Source organism: Sporosarcina sp. FSL K6-3508 (genome assembly GCF_038615825.1).
Taxonomy (GTDB): Bacteria; Bacillota; Bacilli; order Bacillales_A; family Planococcaceae; genus Sporosarcina; species Sporosarcina newyorkensis.
Map to the genome: position 1 here is coordinate 2,531,977 of NZ_CP152016.1, position 20,361 is coordinate 2,552,337.

Consider the following 20,361-nt stretch of genomic DNA (forward strand, 5'->3'; position numbering starts at 1 on the left):
GTGCTTTTATCAAGCGCTTCGGATTTTTTGTGTTATTAATATGTTCCTTCAGATGGAGATGTAAAATTGATTGAAAAACTACTTAACTAAATTCGTGGACCTTATTTTCTTTTTGATCGATTTTGTCTTCCTAACCTATATAATTAACTCAACTTTCACAGACTTTTTATATGATTAGGACATACTTCATACAGAGGATCACTCTGCAATTGTAACCGAGAAATTCACTTTAAACAGTTTGACAGGTAAGCCGATTTTTTTTGAGTTTGTCGATTTATATAAATGTGGCAGTTGCAACACTTAAGAATACGTGGACAAGTTCATTTAAATCTAAATGAATGGCCACCGATAAAAATGCCCATCCTATTTCATAGGAAAGAATGGGGGGATCTTATTGCATATTACAAACGTATTTTGGTATGCCGTTGTCATATGTATTGCAATTGTACTTTGGGGATCTCTTGCCCCTGACCATTTAAATGAATTAACCGCGTCTGTTACTGGTTTTATTTACAATCAATTTGGTTGGTTTTATATGGTTGTCATCATTGCAATGATTAGTTTTTGTATTTATATGATGTTCTCACGTTTTGGCAATATTAAGCTGGGGAAAGATGATGATGAACCCGATTTCAGTTTGCCTGCTTGGTTTGCGATGTTATTTAGTGCTGGCATGGGAATTGGGCTTATGTTCTTTTCGACAGCAGAAACCATCTCACATGCTTTCATTAAATCACCAAATGCGGTACCAGGTTCAGAACAAGCAGTTTTAGAATCCCTTCAATATACTTCCCTACATTGGGGATTCCACGGTTGGGGTTTATATGCTGTAGTCGCACTTGTCTTCGCTTATTTTAAATTTCGTGTCGGTGCTCCTGGGTTAATTAGCGCAACACTGGAACCGTTATTCGGAAAAAAAGTGATGCGTGGTTCAACCGGACAATTAGTCGATACACTTGCTATTTTTGCAACAGTTGTTGGCGTTGCATCCACGCTTGGTTTTGGCTCGGCTCAAATCAACAGTGGGTTAACTTTTTTATTTAACGCGCCAAAAGCTTTTTGGTTTCAACTCATTATATTAGTTGTAGCCACTGTCATCTTCATCATATCTGCATGGTCAGGTATTGGAAACGGCATCAAATACTTAAGTTCGATTAATATGTGGCTCGCGATCATACTATTGTGCGCATTATTTATCGTAGGACCAACAATGTATATTATAAACATATTTGTAACAACAATTGGAAATTATATAAGTAACTTCATTCAAATGAGTTTCGAATTAAAACCAATAAACGAAGATCAGAGAGCGTGGATTAACAACTGGACTATCTTTTATTGGGCATGGTGGATATCATGGGCACCATTTGTCGGAATGTTTATTGCACGTGTATCAAAAGGGCGTACAATCAAACAATTTATTGTTGGTGTATTAATCGCCCCTACCCTCGTAACATTTATTTTTTTCGCTGTTTTTGGTGGGTCCGCATTAAATTTAGAACAACACGGCATTGCTAAACTCTCCAAATTGGCTACGGAAACCGTGACATTCGGAATGTTTGAATATTATCCAATAGGCATGATACTATCTTTTTTGACGATAATTGTAATTGCGATATTTTTTATTACATCTGCCGATTCAGCTACATTTGTACTCGGTATGTTTAGTACAGGTGGACAACTTAACCCATCAAATTTTGTGAAAATTATTTGGGGACTGATACTTTCTGCGATGGCTGCAATTGTCATGTACTCTGGCGGACTTGACGGTTTTCAAAACATGCTCATTATTGCAGCACTCCCTTTTTCCATTATTCTCATTCTAATGGTCATATCGTTTTACAAAACAATCAAACGTACCGAGTGATTGGGAACGGCTTAACAATACTTTTAGTAAGGCGGGATTATAAATGAAGTTAGTAAACGTTCGTAAAGGCCAATTTGTTTATTATCAAAATCAATTGCATAAAGTGTATTCTGTAAAGACATTTTTCAAACGGTCCATTCACCTCATTCGCCTGCAAGATTTTGAACAACAACTTTCTACAGCGAAAGATATTGATTTTTATAAACCTAAACACTTAGATAGTTTCGTTTACACTCATAAACGTTATACACTAGATAAAAATGTCAAAGCGAAAGTGGGTGATTACATTTTAGTGATCAATCCAAAACCTGATTCGATGGATCATCACTATCTCAACGCCATCGAAATCGTATCGTCAGTTGAAAGAAATGGCGTGATTAGTAATCAGTCAAATGGAATCAGACATGATGAATACTGGGTAATGGTGCCTGGACTTGAGGAGGGCGCGACGATTATCGACTTTCAAAATCCAGATAGCGAAATGATTGAGAACCAGGAATCACAACAGGCAGAAACCGATTTACCGGAAACATATATACCTAAAATCGGCGATGTATATCAAAGAAATGATAGTGATCCTGTCATGCAAGCAATGGTTGTTTCCATAAAAGGGCAGAATGTTTATTTAGGTGGCAATCTAGAAGTGAAAATGAACATATTAACCGACAATGAAAAGTGGAGTTATGTGAAAAACGTGAAGGACTAATGCGGGACACATAGCAATCTGATGTGGGCGCGACCTATTGTTATGGCAGATGGAAACCGAAGAACCTCGACGTTTTCAGCCAAAGAAAAGGCGTTTGTTTTACAAGACTTGTTCCAAATACGCTGTTAAGTTCAGATGTAACTTTAAAAGAGCAAACCAATTCATATTGGTTTGCTCTTTTATCGTATTCTCTTGTGGAGTCACTGGAAGGAATACATGCGAAGGTTATTCAGTTCCATGGTAACTTGTTTGATTCGCTTTACCATTTCAACTGTAATCATTTGTATGTCGCTCGTATTTAGATTGAAATAATTCCGGTAAGAAAATAAGCTTTGTTCCATACTTACTCTTTTACCAAATTTTACACTAAGCATTATTTTCGCACAGCAATCGTTTATTAATTTTCAAGAAAAACATACTAGCCAGACCGCATCATTCGCGTTGGTCACTCAATTGTTTTCATCATAATAAAGTCTGTTTGTTGTTCATCTCCCATATAGAAAGAGTGAGCGCCTGTTTTAACAAACCCCATCTTTTGATAAAACTGAATTGCCCCTAGATTGTTTTCCCACACACCTAACCATACATTCTTTTTACCTTGGTCCTTCGCAAGTTCAATTCCCTTATTTAAAAGAAATTTTCCAAGTCCCTTTTTTTGAAATTCTTTATTAATATAAATCCGTTCAATTTCCAACGCTTCTTTACCCATTTCTTCTGTTTGAGCTTCATTGACATTTATTTTCAAATAACCTGCGAGCTTCTCATCCCAATATAGAAAATAAAATTTTGAAAAGGGAGTTAAAACTTCTTTTTCTAACCTCTTTGTATTAAAGGCTTTTTCCAAATAGGTTTTCATGTTTTTTTCCGAGTTCATATGAGAAAAAGTCTCATAAAAGGTGTTATAACTGATTTCTTGAAGAGTATGTATATCCTCAATTGTACATTCATTGATAACTACAGACATCTGATTCCTCTCCTTCTATGATAAGATAGTGCCAATTAATCCCGAAATGGACCCATCTTTAATTCAATACAAGATGAAAACACTTTGAATTAACGAATTGAGCCGAGGATAATATTCTAATCACCGACCACTATCATTTACCGTCCTGTTCTATTAACATCATATCATTATTTCATTATTCAGTAATACGATTCTATCTTTTTCTTTATAAAAAATCCCCAAAATTCTCCCTTCATGAGCACAGGCATATAAATACCATCTATTATATCTCGAAGAATGGCTTCTCTAATAAAAAACTGAGTTTGCACATTATCGGCAAACTCAGTTTTTTCACTTTATTTAGACCTTTAAAAAACTAGTTAAGACGTATGAAAACCAGAGTACGAAATAGCCTTCTTTTTGTTTGCATATTTCTGTATGAGTGGCTCTGTTTCACTCATACTTTTTCCGTATTTGGAACTTTAATAATTTCCCTTGCAAACTTCGCGGTAATTCCTCTACAAAATCAATGTGATACGGTATTTTAAACTTCGCTAATCTGCCATTACAAAATTCAATAATTTCTTCTTTCTCGGCTTGTTCACCCTTGCGCAGCACAATTGCTGCCAATGGTACTTCTCCCCATTTTTCATCCGGAATCCCGATCACTGCAGCGTCTTCCACTTTAGGATGTTCATGCAGTACACCTTCAATCTCCGCGGGATAGACATTGATTGCACCGGATAAGATCATATCTTGTTTTCGGTCCACGATATAGTAATATCCATCTTCGTCTTGAAGCCCTACATCGCCTAAACTGAGCCACTCACCCTTAAACGACTCTTTGTTCGCTTCTGGTCTTTGATAGTATTCATCGCATAAAGTAATTCCTTTGACAAAGAATTCCCCTGCTTCATTCACTTGCACCTGTTCCCCCTCGTCATTAAGTAATTCAATTTCCATTCCTAACATCGGCACTCCAACCGATCGATCCTTTTCCATCTGCATTTCCGGGAATAAATTAGCGGCACCGCCTAACTCGGTGGCTCCATAAAATTCATTCAATTCAACTGTACGAAAATACTCAAACACCTTTTCCTTCGTGCTCGTATGTAAAGGTGCGCCAACTGAAATTAATGATTTTAATGAAGTGACGTCAAATTGATGCAAGATCTCTTCAGGCAATGAAAAGATTGCTTCTAACATAGGTGGTGCTAAAAATATAGTAGTCGTCTTCTCTTGCTCAATAGCCTTCAATACTTCCACCGGATGGAATTTCTCCAAAATGTGAACGCTGTTTCCTACGAATAGATTAGGTAGCGAAATACTTAAAGCGGCCGCGCCATATAAAGGGCCAGTTGCTAACCCTTTTCCAAGTCTACCTATGTTAAATTCAATACTGAACAATAAACTGACTAAGTACATGGTGCGATGAGAACGCACTGCTCCCTTCGGATAACCGGTTGTCCCGCCCGTATACATGATGGAGAGAGTATCTAATTCATTAAGGGGTGACGAAGGTACAGGTTCCTCCTTCGAGAATGCAGAGATCCAATTTTCATAGTTCAAAAACTCAGCTTGTTCATCTATTCCTACCGTGATAAATTGTTTTGCTGTTCTATACTTTTCAATGAAAGGGACTACTTCATTAATAAAGCGTGAGTCTACTACTAGGACGACAGATTCAGAGTCATCCAGGACATGTTGAATTTCTGGACCGACAAATCGAGAGTTGATCGGTACATAAACAGCGCCTATTTTCCCGCAAGCAAATATCACTTCAAATAATTGGTGGCAATTCATCAGCATGAATGCCACTTTATCTCCTTTATCAACTCCGATATCTTGCAGTGCATGAGCCAGTTGATTAATTCTCTCGTTGAAATCCCGGTAAGTAAATTGCAGTCCTTTAAATGTTATAGCTTCTCTGTCTTGGTACCGCGCTGCATTCAATTTAATTGGATCACTAAATAACATAGGTTGCATTGTTTCACTCCTCTATGATTTTAGTACTTTCTTTTTAATCTATTATCTTACTAGCCTTTCTTTGGCTTCGTTATATTGTTCTTCTAATTGTGCAACATAATCCTTTGTCGACTGCACTTGGTCAATCACACCGATTCCTTGTCCGCAGCCCCAAATATCTTTCCATGCTTTTTGTCCAGCGTCTCCTCCAAAATTCATCTTGGTCGGGTCACTTTCAGGCAAGTTATCTGGATCCAATCCTGAAGCTCGAATGGACGGTGCTAAATAATTCCCGTGCACTCCTGTGAAATAGTTGCTGTAAACAATGTCATCGGAATTCGCCTTTACAATCGCTTGCTTATATTCTTCAACAGCTCTCGCTTCTTCAGTAGCAATAAATGGTGAGCCGATGTATGCAAAATCAGCACCCATCGCTTCTGCCGCTAAAATGCTGCCTCCGGTTGCAATTGAACCTGCAAGTGCCAGCGGACCATCGAACCAATCACGAATTTCTTGAATAAGTGCAAATGGACTTTTTGGTCCCGCATGCCCTCCTGCGCCTGCCGCTACTGCAATTAAACCATCTGCCCCTTTTTCAATCGCTTTTTTCGCAAACATATTATTGATCACATCATGTAACACGACACCACCGTAACTATGTGCTGCCTGGTATACATCTTCTCTTGCACCGAGCGATGTAATAATGATCGGCACTTTATACTTTTTACAAGTTTCCATATCCTCTTCCAGTCTCTCATTGGACCGATGAACAATTTGGTTGATTGCAAAAGGTGCTGCCGGACGATCAGGATTTTTCGTATTATATTCTGCTAATTTTTCCGTGATTTCTGCAAGCCACTCATCAAATTGAGAGGATGGCCTTGCATTTAGAGCCGGCATAGAGCCGATAATTCCAGCTTTACATTGCTCAATCACAAGCTTCGGATTACTAATAATAAACATAGGCGATCCAATTACGGGGATTCTCATACTTTTCTTCAATTCTTGTAAATTCATCATATTAACTCTCCTTTTCACGTAAGCGCTTTCAAACAACTTTATAGTAGCTGTTTTCAAGATGACAGGAGTTCTTCACAATTTACTCTGACTCTTATCAGCGTATGTACATTTCCTTGAAAACAACTACGTTGTATAAGCAATCTTACAATGCATGTATATACATGTATTGTAACTGTTTATCACGAATTGTCAATCAATTTATAAAATAACTCTTACGATGTTCCCTTCTATTCTCGCTGTTTCAGCTTTCATACTGATCTATTACTTGCTGCAATTCCTCTAGTTTGCTTAATAAATCCCTATACTCATCTTTACCGATAGAGTCTTCAATTTCACCTTGTACTTGTGACCATATGGGAGTAGCATTATTTAATTTTTCATAACCTAATTCTGTTATCGCAACAACTTTTGTTCTGGAATCATGCTCGGCCCTCTTGATGTCCACATAAGCAGACTCCTTTAAAATATTCAAGTTGCGAGTCACTGTAGTTTGATCCAGCAACATGATTTCCCCCAACTTACTTATTGAAATATATGGATAACGATAAATATTTCCAAGCATGTAGTATTGAGTGATTTTTAATCCCGTAGGCTTCAAAAGCTTATTGTACAGCTGCGTAAGAGATCCCGAAACCATTCGAAGGTTCGCACAGGCACAAATTTGGATGATATGATCTGCTTTAGTTTGATCGAGGTTATGTTTCATGAGGTGTACTCCTTCCTTACAAATCAATTTATCTATATAATCGGTTTAAGAGCATTACACGTGTGTCATACAGTTCAGACATATTTCCTCCTTATAATGAAGCTCAGATACCGCCGATCTTATGATGCCTTAATTGTATCATCATTCTATAAATCAAACATATTACTTACCACTTTTCTTTTTGATTACAATTACTGTTATCTCTTATTATTACGACATACTTCCTATTCAGCGCTTATTTTTAGTTTACTTTGCTCCTTTAACAGCCGGATAAAAACTTCGACGCTTTATTGATATTGATTTGTCTATCCACTACCACCTTGCTAGACGTTTTATAAACATATCAAAAGAGGCTGGGACAAATCTAATTTGTTCATAATGAAAGACGAACGATCATAAAAAACCCAAAAAGGTTCGGGTTACTTAGTGTGCGGTTAGGGATTTGCCCTCCAGGCCGGGACAGGGCGTGGCTTGAGCCAATCGAACAGCGAAGGGTTCGATTTGTATAATTTCTGCGCTTCTTTGCAGAAATTATACAGCACGTGCTCCTAACGATTCGCTTTTACTCGCAAAAGCCGTCCTTCACTACGGCTTTCGCTCAGTCCAGGGTCTCAAGACACACGCTAATCCTCCCGGAGTCGCCCTGCCTTCCGGGCAAATCCTACATTTTGTTCGGTAGGACAGTTGTCTTGGCCCTGAATACAGAAAGTTTACCTATGTTCAATTTTGAAGCATAGAAACTCGGTGCTTACTCCGTATTTTTGGGTTTTCAATTATGTAAGATTGCCATCAAACTGCCTTGTAAACAATAAATTGGGATTGGAGCGGAGGGCAGGGCGAAAGGCAAAGATATGCTCCCAACGCTTCGCTTATGCTCGCAAAAGCCTTTCTTCGTCACGGCTTTTCCTGCGGGATGTAGCGCAAATGGTGAGACCCCGTAGGAAGCGAAGCGGACGAGGAGGCTCACCTGCGCCTCGCGGAAAGCGTCCCTGTCCGCAGCGGAAATCCCTTAAGCAGCTCCAAGTTTGCAGTTTCTTTGCATAGAAAAAACCGAACTATTTTACAAAACTATGTTTGAATGTTTTGTAAACGTACGGCTTTTTATCGTTTTGAATCCTTTTGTCCCAGTCTCTTTTTTGAAACATTTCCTTAATCCAGCTCCAGGGATTTTCTATATCGCTGAAGGTACGTTATTTCAGACGGTGAACTGTTAGCAATTGAATTCATTGCACGGTGCCATAACGGATAGTACGGTTCCGGACGTGCAACCGATTCAATTTTATCATGCTCATCCTTTGATAGTTCAATTTCGTACGAATCAATATTTTCGCGAAGCTGCTCCTCATTTCGGGCAGCAATAACGACCGGGCCGACATTTGGACGATCTTTCACCCAGGCAAGCGCAATCTGCGGAACCGTCAAGCCACGGTTATCCGCTACTTCCTGAAGTGCATCAATGACTCTATAAAGCCTTTCTTCATTCTTCACCCAAGGCTCTGACCAACCTCCGCCCTGACGAGTATTTTTTGGCGCGCGTTTATCGCGGCTGATTTTTCCGTTAAACAAGCCCTCACCGAGCGGACTCCAGATCATCGAACCAATCCCTAATTCACTCCCGGCAGGCAGCAGTTCATATTCTGCTTCCCGGGCCTCCGGTGTATAATAGATCTGTTGGCAAATCGGCGGTATGTAGCCGGGTTGCTCTGCAATCGTAAAGGTTCTGGCAAGCGCCCATCCGCTGTAATTGGAAACGCCCCAATAACGGATCTTTCCTGATTTAACCAAATCCGTCATCGCTGCAACCGTTTCCTCTACCGGCGTACGCCCGTCCCACAGATGGACAAAGTATAGATCCAGATAATCGGTTCCTAAGCGCTTGAGCGTCTGGTCAATGGATTGCTCGATATTAATGCGAGACGCACCAACGGAATTCGGATTATCCCCTAATGGGAAACCGGTTTTCGATGTTAAAAGTACTTGATCCCTGCGGCCAACTATAGCTTCGCCAAGAACTTTTTCTGCATCTCCTTTTGAATACAGGTTTGCGGTATCAAACATATTGATTCCAGCTTCCAAGCAAATATCCACCATTTTTCTGGCTTGCTCGCCCTGAACGTTTCCCGCAGCTTCAAATCCGTTTGTTCCACTGAAAGGAATGGTACCTAAAATATATTTAGGCACTCTCAGACCCGATTTTCCCAAATTGATATATTCCATACGATCCTCTCCTATCTCTAATGCTCTACTATCCTTTTCCCTTCAAATATGTGAATTAATCATTTATGAGGAGAATCTACAAAAGCAGATAGGAGTTGATGTTATACACTATCACCCGAAGTATTGAGTCGATAGTTCACTTTCAAATAAAAAACTGAGTTGGCACAAAACCGGCACACTCAGTTTTTTTAGTTTCTATGCAGCTTGTAAATGCCTACTAGGAGGTACACCAAACGAATTTCTTTCATATCTATTTTCATACAAACCTAGTAACGCTTCATCTAGAAGGTCTAGCTGTCGTAATCAAATATTCAACCAAACCGCCATCTTATACTTTAACCATAGCCTCTTCATCTATGCCACGAAAAAGATATTTCATATTTTCTATTACATAATCAGGTCGTATCCCGGTGTTTTCCATATCTGCCTCCTTTGAAATCCCTGTCAGGACTAAGCATGTAGCAAATCCCTGTGCTATTCCCAACTGAATGTCCGTATCTAAACGGTCACCAATCACCAATATTTTTTGTCGCTCAACACCTAGCAGCTCAACCATCTGATCACTATAAAACTTATCAGGTTTACCAAGCACTTTATTAATTTTCTGTCCCGAAGCCACCTCTATCGCTTTCGCAAGGGATAACGTATCTGGGATGAAACCGCTCGGTACTGGACAAGAGGGATCCGGATTGGTGATAATGAAGTTTCTGCAGTTTCTGACCGCGTCCATCGCAAACTGTAAATCATCATAAGTAAATGATCTGTCCATCCCCGTAAGGACATGGGTTGCTTTCATCGGGTCCTCTGTTGTTTGAATGGAAAAGTTTCTAAGTTCCGTTCTGATTGCCTCTTCTCCAATAATAAAAACAGTTGCATCAGGCTCAAACACGGAAAAATAAGATCCTGCCAGATACGGGGCAGTAAGAATTTCTTCTAGTTCCGTAGCAATACCCATTTGTTCTAGCCGGATTTTCCCTTCCTCACGTGTTAATGTAGGAGAGTTTGTAATAAAGAGCACTTTTTTCCCTGTCTTGCGAATGATATGTATCGTTTCCTTAACTCCAGGAAGCAATTTATCACCTAGATAAATCGTGCCATCCAAATCGAAACAATACGCATCAAAATCATTAGGTAAGATCACTCTGCTCCCCCTCATACTAGCACGCAAAGACTCTTTGATTTAAAAATTCTTTTCCTATACGCAGCTCATCCAAAGAAGTACCAGGCGCATATTCTAGAATCAATTCACAATCAATCTCATTTTCATTTAGCGTATTGATAATTTTACTCCAATCCATTTTTCCTGTTCCAATTGGTAGATGTTCATCCGCTTCTCCTAAATTATCATGGATATGAAGCGCGATTAACCTGTCTTTCACCATTCGTATTACTTCAGGTATGTCCCAACCATCCAGCTGGGCATGTCCAACATCAAGTAAATAACCGGCTGTCTCATCGATCTCGTCTAAAAAACTTGCAAATTCTCTTTCATTAAAAAGAGCATTCCCCTTGTATCCAACATTTTCAATAGCGAGCCGGACCCCTAAAGGTCGCGCAACTTCACATAATCGCTTAATATATTCAGCGGCTCGAAGTTGTGCTTGCTTTTTATTAAAACTTGGAGAAAAGCAGAACCCTGGATGAATTACCACATGGTCGGCATGAATCATCCCTGCAAATTCAATCGCTTTTTTGTATTCAGTAAATGAAACTTCACGAATTGCTTTATTTTCGCTTGTCAAATTTATATCCCATGCGGGAGGATGAATACTAAAAGAAACTGGAAATTTCTTCAGCTCAATGGAGAGTGTCTCAAACAACTCCTCCATCTCATTCCATGGTCCGCCATCCATCATAATTTCAATTTTATCCGCTCCGTACTCTATTAGCTGATGAATATTTGTAAGGACATCATTGTTCAATAGTAGCAAATCCGAATAAGCTACTGATTTATTCATTATACAGTCACCTTTCCTTCTTCAAGATAATGCAGCTCTTCTACCACTTTCATCTGTTGTGGATAGCCTATATTCTTTTCTGTATTTTTAAAGAAAAAATGAAATTTCTCCATGAATGGTCGAACATAAGCATCCTGCCCATCGTGCCAGTTTCCATTTTCACTCATTGCAATCAGCTCTTGTCCATCCACGTCTAAATAGACTCCATAATTATCCCCTTGATTTTCAACATATTTTACTTGCCCACGTAATCCATTTGGCAAAGGAATGGCAGACAACTCTGTATGTTCCGGTCGGATACCGAACAATAGCTCTTCCGCTCCTATCTGTGAAATCTGCTGTTTCCATAGATCATTCAATAAAAAGCTCTGTTTCCCTATTTTCACTGAGCCGTCACCCAACTCCATCTCCAATATATTTGTCGGAGGAGAACCGATAAACTTTGCCGTAAATACATTTGCAGGTCGATGATACACATTCTCCGGTGTATCAATCATTTGCAACTCTCCGTTATACATCAAGACAATTCGATCGGCAAACGTCATCGCTTCAATTTGATCATGGGTTACATAGACGATCGTCTGACCTAACATTTCGTGAATTTTCTTCAATTCCTTTCGGGCAGAAACCCGCAGCTGGGCATCCAGATTGGATAAAGGTTCATCTAGCAGAAAGAAGTCACTTCGTTTGACCGTTGCCCGAGCCAGTGCCACGCGCTGACGTTGCCCACCAGATAGCTGTTTTGGAAGACGATCCTCGTATCCTTTTAACTGCAGCATCTCCAAAACAAACTCAAGCCGCTTTTCAATTTCTTCTTTGTCTACCTTTTTAACCTTCAAACCGTATATGATATTTTGTTTCACTGTCATATGCGGGTATAACGCATAATTTTGGAAAACCATCGAAACATTCCGTTTTCCACTCGGAATATCATTCACCTTTTGACCATTCATGAATAAGTTTCCTGCCGTAATATCTTCAAGCCCGGCAATCATCCGCAAGATCGTCGACTTACCACATCCGGACGGACCTAGCAATATCAAACGTTCTCCTTCTTTTATCGTAAAGTTAAGGTCCTTTACAACTTCAGTGTCGCCATAGGATTTCTTGACATGCTCAAATTTGATTTCTTTCATTATGCACCCTCCATTATTTAATACCTGATGAAGTGAATGTCCCTATAATATACTTTTGGAATGATAGGTATAAAATGAGTGGGATGATCATCGTAATGACCGATACAGCCATCGCAACAGTAAAATTCGTGCCGCCTTCCGAGCTGATAAACATCTGAAGCGCCAAGGGCAATGTATAATTTTCAGTTGTTTTCAACACAAGCACCGGCCATACAAACTCATTCCAAGTACCAATAAAAAACCATATTCCTACAGAAGTTACCGCGGGTCGTACAAGGGGCAACACAATATCCTTCATGATTCGGCCATGCCCCATATTATCCAAACGAGCTACTTCAATCAAAGAGCCCGGAATGTTTTTCATTGCCTGATGAATCAGGAATATACCTACAGCGTCCGCCAATTGCGGCAGAATCACTCCCCACACACTATCAAGCATTCCAATTTCCGAGATAATCAGATAGTTGGGGATCATCGTGACGGTAAAAGGAATGAAAATTGTACCGATTAAAAGAAAATAGATTACTTCTTTCCCTTTAAATTTAAAATAGACAAACGCATAGGCCGCTAAAAAGGAGGTCACCAACTTAAATACTGTGGCAACAGAAGCTACAACAAATGTGTTCATAGTAATTTTCAAAACAGGCAATGAAGCAAATAATGTTCGATAATTTTCCAAACTAGCGTTAATCGGAAGGATGTTCAGTACATTATTATATGCATCCTCTAATGGCTTAAAAGACATTCCGAAAGCATAGATAATGGGAAATACCATGACTAGGACAGTAACCATGAAAATAAAATGCCAGATCGTCTCCGCATGTCTACTAATTCTCATAATAAACCCCACGCTCTACAAACTTGAATTCAAGAAATAGCAGCAATAAAAACAACGCCATCGTGATAATCGATAAGGTTGCTGAGTGTCCTGTACGGTATACAACAAATGCTTCATGATACGCATGATAAATCAGATTGGAACTGGCATAATCGGGTCCGCCTTGCGAAACTACTTTTACGGGTGTAAATACATATTGTAAACTCTGAACAATTGTGATGATAAATACATAAATCCCCGTTGCACTACTCATCGGCAAAATGATTTGGAAGAAAATACGCCAAAGTGGAATATTGTCTAACTTCGCCGCTTCAATGATTTCCCTAGAGATTCCGTTAATCGAAGCATAAAGAAGAATGAAATTATAGCCAAAAATCTTCCAGGATGTAATCAAACTTAACACGACGATAATCCATCCTTCTGCTTTTGACCAATTGGGTATCTCCAACCCTATCCATCCAAACACAATAGCCAAAGGACCCGAAACCGGATTTAACATCCAAGTAAATAAGATCGAACCGACAACCAGAGAAATAAATGCTGGTAAAAACAGGGCACTTTTATAAAAGTTTTTGTACTTTTTTAACACAATATCAATAACAAAAGCAAAAATATATGGGATTGCACAATTAATAACTAGTAATAACGCGATATAAAGAAACGTATTGCCGAGTATTCTATAGGTTTTCGGATCAGAAAGTACTTCTATGTAATTTTTCAATCCAACATACTCTTTTGTCGGACTGATCATATTCCAGTCAAAAAAGCTTAAATATACTGTATATATAATGGGCCAAAATGTAAAAACCGCAAAGATGATGATCGAAGGGACGAGCAATAAGTAACCAATCGCATTCTCTCTATTAATTTGCAACATTCTTCTTGCGGCTGTTAACGAACTCATGTCACGATTCCTCCACTTAGTTCATTTTTTAGATTGACGGGAGGTGGAACAACCTCCCGAACAGATCTTGTAAATTATTATTGTAGTAGCTCATTAACCTCATCTTCTGTAGCTTCCAGCCCCTCTTTAGGAGAAACACTTCCTTTTAGCAGCTGATCACGAAGATCAAGTAACAACTGTTCAGCCTGCAATCCTGCATCCCCTGGGAAAGAAGCCCATGGAACTACTCCATCCATCTGCTCAATAGCAGCCGTCATCATCTCATTTTCTTTCAGATACTCTTTCAAGCCATTTTCCGCATCTGCAACATCATGACGCGGTGGTACATAGCCCGTTCCTTTCGTCCATTCAGCCATTGCTTCCACACTATACAAATAGCTCATAAATTCCCATGCAGCCTTCTGTTTTTCTTCCTCTTGTGCTGTGATCGCAAGCATCGCTCCTCCTGCCGGAAGCTTCGCATCTTTTCCTTCCCATATAGGGGATCTCACTGCAGCCACATCAAATTGTGCATTGTCTTGAATATTGGAACGTTGCGCAATCGTCGTATAGGCCATCGCTACACTACCATCAATAAAGCTTTGTACTCCTTGATCCCACCCTATATGCAATGCGGTTTTATCCTTTACTATCATATCTGTTAATAATTGATAAGCTTCAATGCCTTCATCCGATGCAAATGTTGCTTTTCCATCCGTTAGGAAGGATGCACCATTACTTTCAAGCAAGGCTTGAGTAGCCCAGTTATCAGCCGGTTCTTGGAAATAGAATCCGTATTTTCCTGTACGTTCTTTAATCTCTTTTGAAAAACTTTTTACTTCTTCCCATGTTTGCGGTCCATTTTCATCAAGACCCGCTTCTTTTAACATGTCTCTGTTAATATACAAAACTGGCGAACTTAAAGAATACGGAATACCCACCTGATCGCCTTTCGCGTTCTTTGCCAAATCCATTACATTGGGTAGAAAATGATCTTTAAGAAATGTCTTATCTTCAGGGAAATGTTTATCAATTACCGTTTGTGGTGACACGTACTCAAAGTTCTCGGAAAAGTAGTTTAAAAATGCCCAACCGATCTGAACTACTGCAGGTGAATTACCAGCCGCAGCCTCGGCTTGCATATTCTGCATCAGCCCTTTGTACATATCGGGATTGTATTTGGCTACCACTTCAACGGTATCACTTTGTTTATTAAAATCGTCTACCAATTGAGTAACCGTTTGTCCCCCTTGAGTTTCTGCATTCACATGCCAGTACTCGATGACTGTCTTTCCATCATTTCCGCTACTCTCACTCGAAGCTTCGTTATTACATGCTGCAAGAAATATTGTAAATCCGATACATAATGTCGCTAGTAACCATCGTTTCATGATTTTTCTCCTTTACTGTTCACAGTTTGTGTGTTTCATCTTGGAAGGTTATTCACCGTATGTACATCCATAGCTGATCTTAAGATTTGGAACTTTCATCATCACAGAACTATCTTATATACTTTTCTACTCACCTCACAAACTAGTAGTAGTTTCGACGATTGTTTATTTCCTATTCACTTATGAGTATAACTCTTGATTGTTAATGGCGTTTAAAGGGCATGTAAAGAATTATTAATGTCGTGAAAGAACGTATCTATCTGAATGTGTTTGAACGTACGAAAAAACCCCTATCACAACCTAGTTGTGATAGGGGTTAAAATGTATTAACCGATGGAACCTTCCATCTCGAATTTAATCAAGCGATTCATCTCTACCGCATATTCCATCGGCAGTTCTTTCGTGAATGGCTCGATGAAGCCCATAACGATCATTTCCGTTGCTTCCAATTCAGGAATGCCGCGGCTCATCAAGTAGAAGAGCTGCTCTTCAGATACTTTCGATACTTTTGCTTCGTGTTCCAATGAAATATTGTCATTCAAGATTTCATTGTATGGAATCGTATCGGAAGTGGATTTCTTATCCATGATCAATGTATCACACTCAATGTTCGCACGAGCGCCGTCCGCTTTGCGTCCGAAGTGGACAATTCCGCGATACGTTACTTTTCCGCCGTGTTGAGAAATTGACTTGGATACGATGGTAGACGATGTGTTTGGAGCCAAGTGCATCATTTTTGCGCCTGCATCTTGGTGCTGTCCTTTACCGGCAAGTGCAATCGATAATGTCATACCGCGTGCGCCTTCGCCTTTTAGGATGACTGCTGGATACTTCATCGTCAATTTAGAACCGATGTTGCCATCAATCCATTCCATTGTTGCATTTTCTTCACATACTGCACGCTTCGTTACCAAGTTGTAGACGTTGTTCGCCCAGTTTTGGATTGTCGTATAACGGCAATACGCATCTTTTTTGATGATGATCTCAACAACTGCACTGTGAAGTGAGTTTGTTGTGTAGACAGGTGCTGTACAACCTTCTACGTAGTGAACGCTTGCGCCTTCATCTACGATGATTAATGTACGCTCGAACTGTCCCATGTTTTCCGAGTTGATTCGGAAATAGGCTTGCAGCGGTGTATCCACTTTTACGCCAGGTGGTACATAGATGAACGAACCACCAGACCATACCGCAGAGTTCAACGCTGAGAATTTATTATCCGTGTTCGGAATGATTGTTCCCCAATATTGCTTAAATAGTTCTTCGTTTTCACGAAGTGCGGAATCTGTGTCTTTAAAGACGATTCCTAGATCTTCAAGATCTTCTTTCATATTGTGGTAGACCACTTCGGATTCATACTGTGCAGAAACACCTGCCAAGTATTTTTGCTCCGCTTCAGGAATACCTAATTTATCAAACGTACGCTTGATTTCTTCAGGTACTTCATCCCACGAACGTTCCGTTGCTTCAGATGGTTTAACGTAGTACGTGATCTCATCAAAGTTCAATGAATTCAAGTCTCCGCCCCATTGTGGCATCGGTTTGCTGTAGAAAATCTCCAAAGACTTCAGGCGGTAATCCAGCATCCACTGAGGTTCTTCCTTCATGTTGGAGATCTCTTCCACTATTTCACGTGTCAATCCACGTTCTGAACGGAATACAGAAACGTCTTTGTCATGGAAACCATATTTATAATCGCCGATTTCTGGCATTTGTTTCGCCATTATTTATTCCTCCGTTCCATAATTGCTCGTACTTTGGCCAAGGTCACTGCGACTCACCGGAGACTCCCTTTTCCATCGCTTTCCAGCTCAATGTTGCACATTTAATGCGGGCAGGGAATTGTGCGACACCCGACAGTGCTTCTAAATCATCGAGTTCAATGGAATCGTCCAAATCTTTGCCTAACATCATATCAGAAAAGGTATGCGCCAACTTCGTTGCATCTTCTGTAGATTTCCCTTTAATCAACTGGGTCATCATGGAGGCTGACGCCATCGAGATAGAGCAGCCTTCTCCTTCGAATTTTACGTCTTTGACGACATCACCTTCAACATTCATCGTTAAATGAATTACATCGCCGCATGTTGGATTGTTCATGTCAATCGTGACATTCCCATCTTCCAAAACGCCTTTATTCTTAGGATTTTTATAATGATCCATGATGACAGATCGGTAAAGCTGATCAAGTTTATTAGTAGACATCAGTAAAATACTCCTTTGCTGTGCGAAGTCCTTCCACGAGGCGGTCTACATCTTCCGTCGTGTTGTATAAATAAAAACTAGCACGCGCGGTCGCTGAGCATTCAAGCCATTTCATTAAAGGCTGTGCACAGTGATGACCTGCACGGACAGCAATTCCATTCATGTCGAGCACCGTCGCAAGATCGTGTGGATGAACATCATTCAAATTAAATGTCACCAAACCTGCACGCTTTCCAGGATCAGTTGGCCCATAAATAGCCAATCCGTCAACCTCGGACATCTTCTCCATCGCATAGCCAGCTAATTCATGCTCATGCTGTTCAATTGCATCCATTCCGATTTCCTCAAGAAAATCGATAGCTGCTCCCAGCCCTATTGCACCTGCGATAATCGGAGTACCGCCTTCAAACTTCCAAGGCAGCTCTTTCCAAGTAGATTCATACAGGCCAACAAAATCAATCATCTCGCCGCCGAATTCTACAGGCTCCATAGCATTAAGCAGATCTTTCTTACCGTAGAGGACTCCGATTCCAGTAGGTCCGCACATTTTATGTCCGGAAAATGCAAGGAAATCACAATCTAGTTTCTGTACATCAATTTTCAAGTGCGGAGCTGCCTGCGCAGCATCTACACACATGACCGCGCCATGTTGGTGGGCGATTTTCGTAATTTCTTCTATAGGATTCATCGTTCCGAGGACGTTGGAAACATACATGATCGACACAATTTTCGTACGATCTGTTATAGTTTCGCGTACTTTATCTATTGATAACGTGCCGTCTTCTTCCAGATCAATATATTTCAATACAGCGCCTTTTTCTTTGGCCAATTGCTGCCATGGAATGATATTGGAGTGGTGCTCCATATGCGTGATGATAATTTCATCACCTTCCGAGACATTTGCACGGCCGTAGCTTTGAGCGACTGTATTTAAGGCAGTCGTAGTACCACGCATGAAAATGATTTCTTCCGTGGATTTTGCATTGATGAACTTACGGACCTTCTCACGCGCGCCTTCATAACCATCTGTTGCACGATTACCAAGTGTATGCACTCCGCGGTGAACATTGGCATTGTCAAAGCGGTAATAGTGTTCCAACGCTTCGATGACTTGGACAGGCTTTTGCGATGTCGCAGCACTGTCCAAATAAACGAGCGGATGTCCGTTGATTTCTTGATTTAATATAGGGAAATGATTGCGGATCTCTTTATTGAGCATTAGCGCACTTTCCTTTCAATAACCTCCGTCAATTGCTTTCTAACTCCTTCGATCGGCAATTTGCTGACCACTGGAGCTAAAAATCCATGAATGATGAGGCGTTCTGCTTCTTCCTTAGAAATACCACGACTCATTAAGTAGAACATTTGCAATGGATCTACACGTCCTACAGAAGCTGCGTGGCCTGCTGTTACATCGTCTTCATCGATCAACAAAATTGGGTTCGCGTCACCGCGCCCTCTTTCGCTCAACATCAGCATACGTGACTCTTGGACAGCGTTCGCACGTGTTGCGCCTTTTGCGATCCGACCGATTCCATTGAAAATCGCAGTAGAGGATTCTTTCATGACACCGTGTTTCAAGATGAAAGCATCCGTATCAAGTCCCCAGTGAACAATTTCAGAAGTGAAGTTCTGCTTCTGGCTACCGCGTCCAACGACAACGGATTTCATATCACTTGATGAGCCGTTTCCGACTAGGTGCGTAATGTTTTCGGAAATTGTATTGCTGTCGTTCATTAAGCCAAGTGCCCATTCAATTCTTGCATCCCGACCTGTAATTCCACGGCGATTGACATACGTCGTCAATCCTTCCGCTAATACATCTACTGCACCATAGACGACTTTTGCATTATCCATCGCAAATACTTCAGAAACGATGTTTGCCTGTCCTTCTGCATGCTCCATAGTAGAGAGGTAGTTTTCCACATATGTGACCGAACTATTCGCTTCCGCCACAACCAATACGTGGTTGAACAAAGATGCCTTTTCATTGTCATGAATGAAGAGTACTTGAAGCGGATCTTCGATGACAACGTTTTTCGGTACATAGACAAATGCGCCGCCGTTGATCAGTGCCGCGTGAAGAGCTGTAAGCTTGTGCTCATCTACTTTGACACCATCCGTCATTAAATACTTTTGCATCAAATCACTGTGTTCGCGAGTAGCTGTGAAGATATCTGTCAAGATCACGCCTTGTGACTTCAGATCTTCTGACAATGAAGTGAATGCCGGAGTGTTATTGTGTTGCACGTAAATATTTTGTTGTTGCTCTCCATCGATCAATGCTTTCGCTTCAGAAGGCAATTCTTCCAATGTTGCAAAGATCGAGCTTTCAACTGTATGTGAAGGGAATTGTGTGAAATTCCAATTAGTGATTTTAGTTTTATCTGGTTTCGGCATTGCGAGCACTTCCGCTTTCGCTAGAGCGTTCGCACGAAAATCTGCCATCCAAGCAGCTTCCTCCACGTTTGCGGAATAAGAGCGGACGTCCTGTTCGGTCAATGCCAAAGTTGTTTCAACCGTCAT

General features: G+C 40.4%; 17 protein-coding genes. 2 read left to right on the forward strand and 15 right to left on the reverse strand.

The window, feature by feature from the left end:
• Window positions 1-394: 394 nt before the first annotated feature.
• Together MKX97_RS12625 and MKX97_RS12630 are read left to right on the forward strand one after the other, a co-directional pair.
• Window positions 395-1,867: a BCCT family transporter gene (locus MKX97_RS12625; RefSeq protein ID WP_342536111.1), complete on the forward strand. Its 1,473-nt coding sequence runs from the start codon at window positions 395-397 to the stop codon at window positions 1,865-1,867.
• A 43-nt stretch (window positions 1,868-1,910) separates the two neighbouring features.
• The gene (locus MKX97_RS12630) at window positions 1,911-2,573 is read left to right on the forward strand and encodes a hypothetical protein (protein WP_078818041.1); all 663 of its coding nucleotides are present in this window, start codon (window positions 1,911-1,913) and stop codon (window positions 2,571-2,573) included.
• A gap of 445 nt (window positions 2,574-3,018) precedes the next feature.
• Here the strand turns inward: MKX97_RS12630 and MKX97_RS12635 are convergent, their stop codons facing one another.
• The 15 genes from MKX97_RS12635 to sufD all read right to left on the reverse strand — a co-directional run bounded on the left by MKX97_RS12635 (window position 3,019) and on the right by sufD (window position 20,361).
• Window positions 3,019-3,537 (reverse strand): GNAT family N-acetyltransferase, encoded by a 519-nt coding sequence (locus tag MKX97_RS12635; protein WP_078818040.1) that lies wholly within the window; start codon window positions 3,535-3,537, stop codon window positions 3,019-3,021.
• A 432-nt stretch (window positions 3,538-3,969) separates the two neighbouring features.
• Entirely contained in the window at window positions 3,970-5,502 is a 1,533-nt protein-coding gene (locus MKX97_RS12640) for an AMP-binding protein (RefSeq protein ID WP_342536112.1), read from the reverse strand.
• Between the two features lie 42 nt (window positions 5,503-5,544).
• Window positions 5,545-6,501 carry a nitronate monooxygenase family protein gene (locus MKX97_RS12645; RefSeq protein WP_342536113.1) on the reverse strand — a complete coding sequence of 319 codons (957 nt, stop codon included), beginning with the start codon at window positions 6,499-6,501 and terminating at the stop codon, window positions 5,545-5,547.
• 241 nt (window positions 6,502-6,742) lie between these two features.
• The gene (locus MKX97_RS12650) at window positions 6,743-7,207 is read right to left on the reverse strand and encodes a MarR family winged helix-turn-helix transcriptional regulator (protein ID WP_078818037.1); all 465 of its coding nucleotides are present in this window, start codon (window positions 7,205-7,207) and stop codon (window positions 6,743-6,745) included.
• A gap of 1,149 nt (window positions 7,208-8,356) precedes the next feature.
• Window positions 8,357-9,424, reverse strand: a complete 1,068-nt coding sequence (locus tag MKX97_RS12655) for an aldo/keto reductase (RefSeq protein WP_342536114.1) — start codon at window positions 9,422-9,424, stop codon at window positions 8,357-8,359.
• Between the two features lie 328 nt (window positions 9,425-9,752).
• Window positions 9,753-10,565 carry an HAD-IIA family hydrolase gene (locus MKX97_RS12660; protein ID WP_342536115.1) on the reverse strand — a complete coding sequence of 271 codons (813 nt, stop codon included), beginning with the start codon at window positions 10,563-10,565 and terminating at the stop codon, window positions 9,753-9,755.
• A 16-nt stretch (window positions 10,566-10,581) separates the two neighbouring features.
• On the reverse strand, window positions 10,582-11,382 hold the full coding sequence (locus MKX97_RS12665) for a sugar phosphate isomerase/epimerase family protein (protein WP_342536116.1): 801 nt from the start codon (window positions 11,380-11,382) through the stop codon (window positions 10,582-10,584).
• On the reverse strand, window positions 11,382-12,518 hold the full coding sequence (locus MKX97_RS12670; protein ID WP_078818033.1) for an ABC transporter ATP-binding protein: 1,137 nt from the start codon (window positions 12,516-12,518) through the stop codon (window positions 11,382-11,384). The genes MKX97_RS12665 and MKX97_RS12670 overlap by 1 nt, the downstream gene beginning before the upstream one ends.
• A 13-nt stretch (window positions 12,519-12,531) precedes the next feature.
• Entirely contained in the window at window positions 12,532-13,356 is an 825-nt protein-coding gene (locus MKX97_RS12675; protein ID WP_221835835.1) for a carbohydrate ABC transporter permease, read from the reverse strand.
• On the reverse strand, window positions 13,346-14,260 hold the full coding sequence (locus tag MKX97_RS12680; protein ID WP_342536117.1) for a sugar ABC transporter permease: 915 nt from the start codon (window positions 14,258-14,260) through the stop codon (window positions 13,346-13,348). Before MKX97_RS12680 ends, MKX97_RS12675 begins: the two co-directional genes overlap by 11 nt.
• A gap of 77 nt (window positions 14,261-14,337) precedes the next feature.
• A complete protein-coding gene (locus tag MKX97_RS12685) occupies window positions 14,338-15,630 on the reverse strand; it encodes an ABC transporter substrate-binding protein (RefSeq protein ID WP_342536118.1) in 1,293 nt (430 codons plus the stop codon).
• Window positions 15,631-15,956: 326 nt separating this feature from the next.
• Entirely contained in the window at window positions 15,957-17,354 is a 1,398-nt protein-coding gene (sufB, locus tag MKX97_RS12690) for a Fe-S cluster assembly protein SufB (protein WP_078818029.1), read from the reverse strand.
• 43 nt (window positions 17,355-17,397) lie between these two features.
• The gene (gene sufU / locus MKX97_RS12695; protein WP_078818028.1) at window positions 17,398-17,835 is read right to left on the reverse strand and encodes a Fe-S cluster assembly sulfur transfer protein SufU; all 438 of its coding nucleotides are present in this window, start codon (window positions 17,833-17,835) and stop codon (window positions 17,398-17,400) included.
• Window positions 17,825-19,054 carry a cysteine desulfurase gene (locus MKX97_RS12700; protein WP_221835819.1) on the reverse strand — a complete coding sequence of 410 codons (1,230 nt, stop codon included), beginning with the start codon at window positions 19,052-19,054 and terminating at the stop codon, window positions 17,825-17,827. The genes sufU and MKX97_RS12700 overlap by 11 nt, the downstream gene beginning before the upstream one ends.
• Window positions 19,054-20,361: a Fe-S cluster assembly protein SufD gene (gene sufD, locus MKX97_RS12705; protein ID WP_078818026.1), complete on the reverse strand. Its 1,308-nt coding sequence runs from the start codon at window positions 20,359-20,361 to the stop codon at window positions 19,054-19,056. The genes MKX97_RS12700 and sufD overlap by 1 nt, the downstream gene beginning before the upstream one ends.

Coding starts and splice junctions, on each gene's coding strand:
- MKX97_RS12630 (WP_078818041.1), top strand. CDS start 1,911: ATGAAGTTAGTAAACGTTCGTAAAGGCCAATTTGTTTATTATCAAAAT.
- MKX97_RS12635 (WP_078818040.1), bottom strand. CDS start 3,537: ATGTCTGTAGTTATCAATGAATGTACAATTGAGGATATACATACTCTT.
- MKX97_RS12640 (WP_342536112.1), bottom strand. CDS start 5,502: ATGCAACCTATGTTATTTAGTGATCCAATTAAATTGAATGCAGCGCGG.
- MKX97_RS12645 (WP_342536113.1), bottom strand. CDS start 6,501: ATGATGAATTTACAAGAATTGAAGAAAAGTATGAGAATCCCCGTAATT.
- MKX97_RS12650 (WP_078818037.1), bottom strand. CDS start 7,207: ATGAAACATAACCTCGATCAAACTAAAGCAGATCATATCATCCAAATT.
- MKX97_RS12655 (WP_342536114.1), bottom strand. CDS start 9,424: ATGGAATATATCAATTTGGGAAAATCGGGTCTGAGAGTGCCTAAATAT.
- MKX97_RS12665 (WP_342536116.1), bottom strand. CDS start 11,382: ATGAATAAATCAGTAGCTTATTCGGATTTGCTACTATTGAACAATGAT.
- MKX97_RS12670 (WP_078818033.1), bottom strand. CDS start 12,518: ATGAAAGAAATCAAATTTGAGCATGTCAAGAAATCCTATGGCGACACT.
- MKX97_RS12675 (WP_221835835.1), bottom strand. CDS start 13,356: ATGAGAATTAGTAGACATGCGGAGACGATCTGGCATTTTATTTTCATG.
- MKX97_RS12680 (WP_342536117.1), bottom strand. CDS start 14,260: ATGAGTTCGTTAACAGCCGCAAGAAGAATGTTGCAAATTAATAGAGAG.
- MKX97_RS12685 (WP_342536118.1), bottom strand. CDS start 15,630: ATGAAACGATGGTTACTAGCGACATTATGTATCGGATTTACAATATTT.
- sufB (WP_078818029.1), bottom strand. CDS start 17,354: ATGGCGAAACAAATGCCAGAAATCGGCGATTATAAATATGGTTTCCAT.
- sufU (WP_078818028.1), bottom strand. CDS start 17,835: ATGTCTACTAATAAACTTGATCAGCTTTACCGATCTGTCATCATGGAT.
- MKX97_RS12700 (WP_221835819.1), bottom strand. CDS start 19,054: ATGCTCAATAAAGAGATCCGCAATCATTTCCCTATATTAAATCAAGAA.
- sufD (WP_078818026.1), bottom strand. CDS start 20,361: ATGACGGTTGAAACAACTTTGGCATTGACCGAACAGGACGTCCGCTCT.